Source organism: Xanthomonas sp. BRIP62411 (assembly GCF_003993525.1).
In the GTDB taxonomy this organism is placed as follows: domain Bacteria; phylum Pseudomonadota; class Gammaproteobacteria; order Xanthomonadales; family Xanthomonadaceae; genus Xanthomonas; species Xanthomonas euroxanthea.
The window spans coordinates 204,856-215,299 of the sequence record NZ_QEZI01000026.1 but is presented as its reverse complement, the minus strand read 5'-3'; the positions used below and the strand labels follow the sequence as shown (position 1 = coordinate 215,299).

At 66.4% G+C, this 10,444-nt stretch carries 8 protein-coding genes; 1 reads left to right on the top strand and 7 read right to left on the bottom strand.

Annotated features, from left to right (window positions below):
- Window positions 1-513: 513 nt before the first annotated feature.
- From EO139_RS19560 to EO139_RS19545, 4 genes are all read right to left on the bottom strand, one after another.
- On the bottom strand, window positions 514-1,275 hold the full coding sequence (locus tag EO139_RS19560) for an ABC transporter permease (RefSeq protein ID WP_104535170.1): 762 nt from the start codon (window positions 1,273-1,275) through the stop codon (window positions 514-516).
- Window positions 1,272-2,216 carry an ABC transporter ATP-binding protein gene (locus EO139_RS19555; RefSeq protein WP_126972070.1) on the bottom strand — a complete coding sequence of 315 codons (945 nt, stop codon included), beginning with the start codon at window positions 2,214-2,216 and terminating at the stop codon, window positions 1,272-1,274. The genes EO139_RS19560 and EO139_RS19555 overlap by 4 nt, the downstream gene beginning before the upstream one ends.
- Window positions 2,217-2,649: 433 nt before the next feature.
- Window positions 2,650-4,287, bottom strand: a complete 1,638-nt coding sequence (locus EO139_RS19550; protein ID WP_104583208.1) for a Na+/H+ antiporter — start codon at window positions 4,285-4,287, stop codon at window positions 2,650-2,652.
- Between the two features lie 387 nt (window positions 4,288-4,674).
- Window positions 4,675-4,995, bottom strand: a complete 321-nt coding sequence (locus EO139_RS19545; RefSeq protein ID WP_206515168.1) for a hypothetical protein — start codon at window positions 4,993-4,995, stop codon at window positions 4,675-4,677.
- Window positions 4,996-5,318: 323 nt separating this feature from the next.
- Between EO139_RS19545 and EO139_RS19540 the strand changes: the two genes are divergently transcribed.
- Entirely contained in the window at window positions 5,319-5,876 is a 558-nt protein-coding gene (locus EO139_RS19540; protein WP_164739931.1) for a fasciclin domain-containing protein, read from the top strand.
- 470 nt (window positions 5,877-6,346) lie between these two features.
- Here EO139_RS19540 and EO139_RS19535 read toward each other — a convergent pair whose 3' ends face one another.
- The 3 genes from EO139_RS19535 to EO139_RS19525 form a co-directional block, all read right to left on the bottom strand.
- Window positions 6,347-7,786 (bottom strand): UdgX family uracil-DNA binding protein, encoded by a 1,440-nt coding sequence (locus EO139_RS19535; protein ID WP_119128270.1) that lies wholly within the window; start codon window positions 7,784-7,786, stop codon window positions 6,347-6,349.
- Between the two features lie 192 nt (window positions 7,787-7,978).
- The gene (locus EO139_RS19530) at window positions 7,979-9,223 is read right to left on the bottom strand and encodes a putative DNA modification/repair radical SAM protein (RefSeq protein ID WP_104650190.1); all 1,245 of its coding nucleotides are present in this window, start codon (window positions 9,221-9,223) and stop codon (window positions 7,979-7,981) included.
- Between the two features lie 414 nt (window positions 9,224-9,637).
- Window positions 9,638-10,435: a class III extradiol ring-cleavage dioxygenase gene (locus tag EO139_RS19525; protein WP_104583205.1), complete on the bottom strand. Its 798-nt coding sequence runs from the start codon at window positions 10,433-10,435 to the stop codon at window positions 9,638-9,640.
- Window positions 10,436-10,444 lie beyond the last annotated feature (9 nt).

Sequence of the window (10,444 nt, the reverse complement as noted above, 5' to 3'; positions counted from 1 at the left end):
ACCTCACGCTGTTCTATTGCAGAGCTGCCGGGCGGAGAGTTTGCTGCGGGGCCCCTGCCCGCCCACCCTCGCGGGACACGCTGCAAGGACGTTCGTGTAGCAGCGATGATTGGCGCATTCGCAGCTGATCTGCGACTTGGCTGCAGGGTCCTTGCCCGCCCGCCATCGCGGTACATGTCGCAAGTACGTCCATGCAGGCTCTTACGCGGCATCCATGCCGCGTAAGAGCCCGCGACGGTGGGCGGGCAAGGACCAGTCGCGATGGTCGGTGTTCATGGCTTTCAAACAACCAGCAGAGTTTCTGGTGCGGTGTCCTCACCGGTTGCGGGACCGTGTGGCGGCATGGATGCCGCCACCGAGCCTACATGGATGGGTTTACGGCGTGTCCCGCGAGCGGCGAGGACACCGCGCACTCGACCCACTCCGCGTTTGATCTGGACTTCCGACGCGTTTGACCTGGACGTCCGACGGCATCCACCAGGATGCGGCCGACCAAACCACTGCATCCACCTCTCAGGCCTTGAGCCGGTAACCGCTGCGGAAGATTGCCGCCACCACGCCCAGGCACACCAGCAGGAACAGGAAGGTCATGCCGGTGCTCACTGCGATGTGCACGTCGGCCTTGCCGTAGAAACTCCAGCGGAACCCGCTGATCAGGTACACCACCGGATTGAACAAGGTGACCTTCTGCCATAGCGGCGGCAGCATGTTGATCGAGTAGAAACTGCCGCCCAGGAAGGTCAGCGGCGTCACCACCATCAGCGGGATCACCTGCAGTTTCTCGAAGCCGTCGGCCCAGATGCCGATGATGAAACCGAACAGGCTGAAGGTCAGTGCGGTGAGCACCAGAAAGCCCAGCATCCACAGCGGATGGGCAATCTGGTAAGGCACGAACAGCCGCGCGGTGAGCAGGATCAGCAAGCCGAGCAACACCGACTTGGTCGCCGCCGCGCCCACATAGCCGATCACGATCTCCCACCAGGCCACCGGCGCCGACAGCACCTCGTAGATGGTGCCGGCCCAGCGCGGCATGTAGATGCCGAACGAGGCATTGGAAATGCTCTCGTTGAGCAGCGACAGCATCACCAGCCCGGGGATGATGAAGGCGCCGTAGCTGATGCCGTCGATGTCGCCCATGCGCGAACCGATCGCCGCGCCGAACACCACGAAATACAGCGAGGTCGACAACACCGGCGAGGCGATCGACTGGGTCAGCGTGCGGAAGGCGCGCGCCATTTCGAAGCGGTAGATCGCCGCGATCGCATGCCGGTTCATGCGTGCACCTCCACGTTGCGGGCGCCATGCACCAGGTTGACGAAGATCTCCTCCAGCGAGCTCTCGCTGGAATGCAGATCCTTGAAGTCGATGCCCTGCTCGTTGAGCCGGCGCAGCAATGCGCCGATGCCGGTCTGCTCGGCCTGGGTGTCGAAGGTGTAGACCAGGCTGTTGCCGTCGGCCGCCAGTTCCAGCGGCAGATCGCCCAGCGCAGTCGGGATGGCCTGCAGCGGCGCCTGCAGGCTCAGCGTGAGCTGCTTCTTGCCGAGCTTGCGCATCAGCGTGTGCTTGTCTTCCACCAGCACCAGCTCGCCGCGGTTGATCACCCCGACCCGGTCGGCCATGTCTTCGGCTTCCTCGATGTAATGGGTGGTCAGGATCACCGTGGTGCCCTGCTCGCGCAGCCGCCGCACCATCTGCCACATGTCGTGACGCAACTCCACGTCCACGCCGGCGGTGGGCTCGTCCAGGAACAGGATGCGCGGCTCGTGCGCCAGCGCCTTGGCGATCAGCACACGCCGCTTCATGCCGCCGGACAGCGTGGAAATCTTGTTGTGGCGCTTGTCCCACAGCGAAAGTTCGCGCAGCACCGTTTCCAGATACGCCGCATTGGCCGGCTTGCCGAACAGGCCGCGGCTGAAGCGCACGGTGGCCCACACGGTTTCGAACGCGTCGGTGGCCAGCTCCTGCGGCACCAGGCCGATGCTGGCACGCGCGGCCCGGTAGTCGCGCACGATGTCGTGGCCGTCGGCCAGCACGGTGCCGGTGCTGGGGTTGATCAGCCCGCAGATGATGCTGATCAGCGTGGTCTTGCCGGCGCCGTTGGGACCTAGCAGCGCGAAGATCTCGCCGCGCTGGATGTCCAGATCCACCTGCTTGAGCGCCTGGAAACCGCCGGCGTAGGTCTTGCTCAATCCCTGGATGGAAACGATGGAAGTCATGGGCTGTGCATGGCAACGATAAGCGCCACAGGGTAGGCCGCGCGCCGTGACGATGGGAGGGGGTCTGGTGGGATGGTGTCTCCCGACCCGTGGTTTGCCTGGTGCCTGGTGCCCGCTGCACACGGATAAGACCGGCAGGTTGCGCATTGCGTCGGCTCAAGGGCTGCGATGCTTACATCCTTGTGGCGCGCGCGGTGTCGTAGGAGCGCACCTGAGCGCGACGGGGCTGTCCAGAGAACGCCTCTCGCGCCCGGGTGCGCTCCTAGCGCAGCCGTAGTCATCGTCCTGGCCGCTGCGATTTCCGATTCCCGAGCCGGCACGCCTGGACGTGTGTCGGGACAGCCCGGTCGCGCCCTGGTGCGCTCCTACGATGGCCGTGGCCATTGCCCTGGCTTTTGCGATTCCCTATTCCCGAATCCCGATTCCCGCGCGCTCAAGCGCGCTTGCGCGACTCGATCAGATCCAGGTTGCGCACCAGCCGGCGCGACAGGTCATCGGAAATCTCGCGGCGCCTGGCCAGCTTGAACAACTCGTTGCGCTCGGCCACCAGCGCGGCATGGCGGAACTGGCGCAGCGCCTGTTCGTAGGCACCGGCCTCTTCCGGATCGGTCTCGGCCATGTCCACCGCGCCGAGCTTGCGTTGATAGCGCTGGCTGACCTGGTTGGCGGCGGCGTTGTAGCGCTCGGCATGCCGGCTGTCCTCCACCAGGCGCTGGCGCAGTTTTTCCACCGCTTCCAGCGCGGCCTGCGAGGCGGCCTTCACCGCCAGGTCTTCCTTGAGCTGTTCGTCTTCCTCTTCGGGCAGCTCCAGCCCGCGCAGCAGCCGCGGCAAGGCCACGCTGGCCACCAGCAACGACACCAGGATCACCGAGGCGGCCAGGAAGATCGCCAGCTGGCGCGCAGGAAACGGCGAGCCATCTTCCAGCATCAACGGCAGCGTGAGCACGCCGGCCAGGGTGATCGCACCGCGCACGCCAGCCAGCGAGACCGCCACCACGATGCGCCACGGCGGGCTGACATGCTGCTCGCCGCGCCACTGCGCCTTGAAGATGTTCCAGCGCAGCGACAGGAAGACCCATACGAAGCGCAGCGCCATCAGGCTGGCGCTGATGGTGGCCACGTACACCGCCAGCCACCACGGATTGAGGTGCCCGGCTTCCTGCACGCTGCGCACCGCCCCGTCCAGGATGCCCGGCAACTGCTCGCCCAGCAGCACGAAGATGATGCCGTTGAAGGTGAACTGCACCGTGTCCCACACCGCCGAACGCTGCAGCCGCATGTTGCCCGGCGCGTTGCCGGCCATTTCCACGTAGCTCATGGTGACGCCGGCCGCCACTGCGGCCAGGATGCCGGAGGCATGGAAGGCCTCGGCCAGCAGATAGGCCGCGAACGGGGTCAGCAGATTGACCAGGATCGCCGAACCCGGCTCCTCGCCGAAGTGGCGCCAGATCCAGGCCTGGATGCGGCTCAGGCCGAAGGTGGTGGCCACGCCCAGCGCCAGCCCGGCCAAGGCCACCCACAGGAAGGTCAGCGAGGCGGTGGCGATCGAGAAGCTGCCGGTCAGCACCGCGGCCACCGCAAACTGGAAGCACACCAGCCCGGAGGCATCGTTGAGCAGCGACTCGCCTTCCAGGATGTGCATCAGCCGCTTGGGGATCGGCACCTTGGAGGCGATCGAGGACACCGCCACCGGATCGGTCGGCGAGATGATCGCCGCCAGCGCGAAGGCCACCGCCAGCGGCATCGCCGGGATCAGCCAATGGATCAGCAGGCCCGCGCCGACCACGGTGAACACCACCAGCCCCAGCGCCAGCTCGAGGATGGCGGCCTTGTCGCGGAACAGGCCTTGTTTGGGAATGCGCCAGCCATCCAGAAACAGCAGCGGCGGCAGGAACAGCAGGAAGAACAGCTCCGGTTCCAGCTCATGCCCGGCATCGAACACACCCGAGACCACCGCGCCAAGCGCAATCTGGACCAACGGCAGGGGCAAGGAGAACGGCAGGATGCGGATCAGATAACCGCTGGCCGCGACCGCCAGCAACATGGCGAGGACGACATCGATCGAATGCATGGAAAACCCGGAAGAAAAAACAGTGCGCGTGCGGCATCGCAGAGTGCAACGCACCACCACGTGCCAACGGAAACATACCGGTTTGCACCCGGCGATGAAACCTCTGTGCCCCCTGACTGGCGCGCCACAGGCTGCGGCAGAGCTGCCATGCGCCCGTGTCGATGCCACGCGGTTGCCCATCCGTATGGCGCTGGCGCCGTTGGATACGCCAGCGGATGGACGCCGGCCCGATGGTGCGGCAGTGCCCTGCCCAGGCCCACGGCCTGACCCGATGGTCGGCCGCTGCAACGCCAGCAACGGCAACACTGCCGACCACGCACACCGCCTGCGAAAGAGCGCAGTTGCTGCGTTAGCCGCCTTGCAGGCAGCTCACCGGCGAAAACGCGATCAGGCGTGGCGAACGTGCTCCTTCGCATGCAGCGTCGATTGCCGCGTGGTCTCGACCGCGACGATGGAGGTTGCTTCCTGCAGTGTCAGCCTGGAAGCAAGGTGACTCCCCCTCACCTTGACCACCCTGGGCTTCTGCCTGAAGGCATACGGCCACTGCGCATCGACCATCTGCTGGCCCACCGTCCTGCCGCTGGCATTTTCCACGAGCGTGAAGTGCACCGGGTGATTGCCTGCGCCGCCATTGTCGGCATCGTCGGCATCGACCACCTCGATGTGGGCCCGCGAAAACGCGTGCCGTCGATTTTCCGCGTCATGCATCCACGAGCTTTGTGCGTGAGTCGAATTTCCCGCTTCATGCATCTAAGACCTTGTGCGTGATTCGGTGCGCCATGTCGCCCGCGAATGCGGATGCCGGACAGCGACTTCAACACCATGATCTGCATCCGCCCCCAACAAGGATGGCCGCCGTTGGCGCGAGGCTACATGGCGCAAGTGCGACGTCGCGCGCAGGAGCGTGCCCTGAACGCTGTATCGCGCACGCCTGTGTAAAGACGGCGTGATGCATCCGCGCTGCATCCACCCGCGTATCTGAGCACACGATTGCCAACCGGGCAGTCGCCTACCCAAAGGATCGATGCCTCATGAAGACCTCATTCCAGTCGCTTGCCGTCGCCACTGCCATCGCCCTGACCAGCGCAATGGCGCCCGCCTACGCCGCATCGAACCCGACCGTGGGCGGTGCGCCGATGCTGGTGACCAAGGACATTGTCGACAATGCCGTCAACTCCAAGGACCACACCACCCTGGTCGCCGCGGTCAAGGCCGCCGGCTTGGTCGACACGCTGAAGGGGCCGGGCCCGTTCACCGTCTTTGCCCCGACCAATGCCGCATTCGCCGCACTGCCGGCCGGCACGGTGGACACCCTGCTCAAGCCCGAATCCAAGCCCACGCTGACCAAGGTGCTGACCTACCACGTGGTACCGGGCAAGGTCGACGCTGCCTCGTTGATCGCCAAGATCAAGGCCGGTGGTGGGAGCGCGACGCTGACCACCGTGCAGGGCGAGGCACTGACCGCCAAGCTCAACGGCAAGAAGGTCACCATCACCGATGCCAAGGGCAACACCGCCAACGTCACCATTGCCGATGTCATGCAGAGCAATGGCGTGATCCATGTGGTCGACAAGGTGTTGATGCCGTAACTGGGTCTTGCTGTGAAGCAGGCGGTTGCATGCCCATGCCTCCATCGGCGGAACCGAGCCACGTTCCGCCGGTGGATCGACAACGATTTGCGCAAGCCGGCGCTTTAAGCGTGGAGATGAGGCATGACAAGCACTCCGGTAAGCGCGGACGGTGCGCTCGACGCCGGGCGTTCCGGCGGTGCATGCCGATTTCGCACACTGGCCGCGCCTGCCTGACGGCCATGTAGCAGTCCTGCGGGCCGTTCTTGCTTGACGTGTTTGGCTGCGCTGGCGTTGCACTACAACGCCAGCGCATCAGCTGCACGTTACGACGTGCACATTGTTGAATTGCGAATCCGCGCGTGCCTGGAAACAGGGTCCAGGCAGCGCCACCACACCGCGAAGCGGCGGTGAGGACCACTGGCTCGCCAGTGGCCCACTTGGTGTCATCATTCTCCGACACCGTGCGCGTGCACTTGCACGCGCATTTTTTATGTCCGGGCCGCGCGCGCTGCAGCGCTCGGTGCATCCAGCAACTGGCGCAGGTCGGCGACAAATCCGCGGTAGCCGTCCTCGCGTGCGGCCTCCGAACCCTGCCGCAGTACCCATGAGGGATGCACGGTGGTCAGCACCGGCGTGCCGTCGTCCAGCCGCAGCCACTGGCCACGCTGCTGCATCAAGCGGAAGCTGTTTCCCAGCACCGCCTGTGCGGCGGTCGCACCCAGGCACACGATCTGTGCCGGACGCAGCTGCGCGCGCTCGGCCTGCAACCAGCCACTGCAGGCCTGCACATGCGAGCGTTCCGGGTTGCGATGCAGACGCCGCTTGCCACGTTGCTCGAAACGGAAATGCTTGACCGCATTGGTCACGTAGACCGTGTTGCGATCGAGACCGATCTCGTCCAGTGCCCTATTGAACAAACGCCCGGCCGGCCCGACGAACGGACGCCCGCTCAGATCCTCTTCGTCGCCGGGCTGCTCGCCGATCACCATCACCGACGCGTCGCTCGGCCCCTCGCCGAACACCGTCTGCGTTGCCGGTTGCCATAATGCGCAGCGCCGGCAATCGCGCGCGGCCACGCGCAACTGCGCCAGGCTTTGCGTGGCCACTTCCGGGATCGGCGTTGGCGCTACCGGCACGCGCCGCCGCACCGGCTCGGGCGCACGCTCGGCCATCTCGCGCACGCGCACGCCGGCCTCGCGGATCAGCTCCGGCAGCAAGCGCGCCTCGGGCAGGTTCTTCCAGTATTTCTGCGGCATTTCCTGCCGCATCATGGTCGGGTTGAGCCGCGCCGGATTGAAGATATGCGCGTAATAGGTGCGCCAGAGCGTCTCCTGCGCATCGTCGGCCGGCACCTGGGTGCGCACGGCGCCCTCGCCGAACGTCAATGCCTCGCCATCCCAGCGCACGCTGCGATACGGGGTGAGGATCGCCCAGCGCATGCCGGCGAAGCGGCGCGCGAAAAACGGCCCCACCCGGTCCACGATCCAGTGCTCGGGCTCGAACCACGCCACGAAGTCTTCCTCTTCCACCGGCAACCGCCGAAAGCGCACGAACGCCTTCATCTTGTGGGTGTCGCGCTGCACCGCCTTTTGCCACTGCGTCACCCGATGCACGTCGACATCGGTGGCCCGCTCCAGCAGCGCGCGCTCTCCGCTCGCCACCCGCCACAACAAGCGGTACAGCACCGCATGGCGCTGCGGGTCGCGATGACACAGCACTGCCCCCGCCATCTGCAGGAACGCGGCCGACACCCGCGGCGGCGCAACCACGGCCGGCAGATCCAGCAGCCCCTGCCCCATCAACAGGCCGCCCTGCGCTCCGCCATTCCACGCGATGGAGTCCGGCTCCACCTGCGCGCACCACCCCGCCCGCGCCAGCGCACGCCATGCGTCAAGGCTCCAGCCCGGCGCAACGTCAGCGTTGAACATCGCGGTGGTCGGGATTGGGGATTGAGGGATTGGGGATTGGCAACAGCGTCATGTTCCTAGGTAGGCACTGGCGCTCGGTGGCGCCCTTGCGCTTGATGCCATCCTTATCCGCCCTTCGGGCGCCTCGGCCGGCAACAGGGGAGAAGCCAGTGGAAGCGGCGATGCGCCGGATGCTGGCGGAGAGCTGCGATCTCAATCGAACAGACTCGCCTGCCTGGGCGCTGGCGCCAGTTGCGCGCGCAAGCGCACCGGATCGTCCAGGCGCTGGCGCGGATGATGATCCAGCACACTCACGAACGGCAGCAGCTTCTTCATCGGCACCCGCAACCGCGCCAGATCGCCCACCCGCAGGCGCGCATGCCGGCGCGACAACAGCAGCCGGTCCACATTGCGGGTGCCCAGGCCTGGCACCCGCAGCAGCATCTCGCGCGGCGCCACGTTCAGGTCCACCGGAAAGCGCTCGGGATTGCGCAGCGCCCAGGCCAGCTTCGGGTCCACGTCCAGATCGAGCATGCCGCTGGACTGGGTTGGCGCGATTTCCTCCACGCTGAATTCGTAGAAGCGCAGCAGCCAGTCGGCCTGATACAGCCGGTGCTCGCGCTGCAGCGGCGGCGCCTGCAACGGCAGTTTGGACGAGGCATCCGGGATCGGGCTGAAGGCCGAGTAATACACCCGACGCATCCGGTAGTTGCCGTAGAGATTGTGGCTGGTGTCCAGGATGCTGCGGTCGTTGGCATCGTCGGCGCCGACGATCATCTGCGTGCTCTGCCCGGCCGGCGCAAAGCGCGGCGGCTTGGCACGGCGGACTTTTTCGGCCTTGCGCTCCAGCTGGTTTTCTTCGATGCGCCAGCGCAACTCGCCCATGGCCGAACGGATGCCGCCGACGCTTTTTTCCGGCGCCAGCAGCGTCAATCCCTGCTCGGTCGGCAGTTCCACGTTGATGCTCAGGCGGTCGGCATAGCGGCCGGCGGCAGCCAGCAGGTCGGGCGCGGCATCGGGAATGGTCTTGAGGTGGATGTAGCCGGCGAAGTGATGCACCTCGCGCAGCTGCCGCGCCACTTCCACCAGCTGCTCCATCGTGTAGTCGGAGTTGCGGATGATGCCGCTGGACAGGAACAGGCCTTCGATGTAATTGCGCTTGTAGAAGTCCAGCGTCAGCGTGACCACTTCTTCCGGCGTGAAGCGCGCGCGGCGCACGTTGCTGGAGACACGGTTGACGCAATACGCGCAATCGAACACGCAGAAGTTGGTGAGCAGGATCTTCAACAGCGACACGCAGCGGCCGTCGGGTGTGTACGAGTGGCAGATCCCCATGCCCTCGGTGCTGCCGACCCCGCCGGTCCCGAGCGAATTGCGCTTGTTCGCGCCACTGGAGGCGCAGGACGCGTCGTATTTGGCCGCATCGGCCAGCACTGCGAGTTTGTCGAGGATTTTCACGCGAGCAGCATGTCGCGCTGCAGTCTCAGCCTGTGAGACTGCAGCGCGCGTCATCGTGAATGCTTCAGAGCGCTGCGCTGCCGATGCTTATCGGCACCATACCTGGTGGCTGCAGTGCCGGCGCTTGTCGGCGCCATGCCTCACGCCCGGGGGCCGCGCTTGCCGGCACCCGGCCTATGGCTGCGGGCCGGTTCGCCGTAAGCCCAAGCCTTATCGCTGCGGGCCTTGCTCGTTGTCGCCACCGCACCGGGCCGGCTTGTAGCGGCAGCAACAGGCCGCATGCCATCGCGTGCCGGCGGTTGCGCGGTGCCCCGTGGCCGCCGGTCCGGCGCGCTGCCTGCACCGTCGATAACGGCCACGGTGCAGGCGTGCCGCGCTCGCCACGGCTCAGGCGACGACCGTGCCCGCGCGCGATCAGCATGGATCGCCATCGAACCGGTAGATATCCATCGCCAGAAACCCCGCATCGATGCCGGCATCGATGCGCTGTGCGCCGAGCCGGTCCCCGCCGGCCGCGCCCATCGCCACGTACAGCGGCAACAGGTGCTCGTCGGTGGGATGCGCGCGCGCGGCGTGCGGCGCCTGCCGGCGATAGTCCAGCAGTGCGGCGATGTCGTCCTGGACCAGCTTGCGCTCGGTCCACTCGATGAAGGGCCGCACATACGGCGCCTCGCGCTCGGCGCTGTAACCATGGCGGAAGTCGTGCAGGTTATGGGTGATGCTGCCGGAGCCGACCACCAGCACGCCGTCCTCGCGCAGCGGTGCCAGCGCGCGGCCGACCGCAAACTGGTGCGCCGGCCCCAGCTCGGGCTGGATCGACACCGACACCACCGGAATCCCGGCGGCCGGATACAGCAAGCGCAGCGGCACCCACACGCCATGATCGAAGCCGCGCTGCGGGTCCAGGTGCGGATGCAGGCCGGCCTGCTCCAGCCGGCGCACGATCTGCTGCGCCAGCGCCGGTTCGCCGGGTGCGGGATACTCCAGTTCGTACAGCGGTGCCGGAAAACCGCCGAAGTCATGGATGGTCTGCGGCTGCAGCGCGCCACTGACCAGCGGGCGGCGGCCCAGCCAATGCGCGGACGCCACGACGATCGCGCGCGGCTGCGGCAAGGTCTGCGCAAGCTCGGCCAGGCGCTCGCCGACCTGCCCCGGCTGCAAGGCGGTCATCGGCGATCCGTGCGAGATGTACAGGGAAGGCAAACGGCTCATGGCGCACTC

Excerpts from the sequence above, each read along its gene's own strand:
- EO139_RS19560 (WP_104535170.1), bottom strand. The coding sequence starts at position 1,275 with ATGAACCGGCATGCGATCGCGGCGATCTACCGCTTCGAAATGGCGCGC.
- EO139_RS19555 (WP_126972070.1), bottom strand. The coding sequence starts at position 2,216 with ATGACTTCCATCGTTTCCATCCAGGGATTGAGCAAGACCTACGCCGGC.
- EO139_RS19550 (WP_104583208.1), bottom strand. The coding sequence starts at position 4,287 with ATGCATTCGATCGATGTCGTCCTCGCCATGTTGCTGGCGGTCGCGGCC.
- EO139_RS19545 (WP_206515168.1), bottom strand. The coding sequence starts at position 4,995 with ATGCATGACGCGGAAAATCGACGGCACGCGTTTTCGCGGGCCCACATC.
- EO139_RS19540 (WP_164739931.1), top strand. The coding sequence starts at position 5,319 with ATGAAGACCTCATTCCAGTCGCTTGCCGTCGCCACTGCCATCGCCCTG.
- EO139_RS19535 (WP_119128270.1), bottom strand. The coding sequence starts at position 7,786 with ATGTTCAACGCTGACGTTGCGCCGGGCTGGAGCCTTGACGCATGGCGT.
- EO139_RS19525 (WP_104583205.1), bottom strand. The coding sequence starts at position 10,435 with ATGAGCCGTTTGCCTTCCCTGTACATCTCGCACGGATCGCCGATGACC.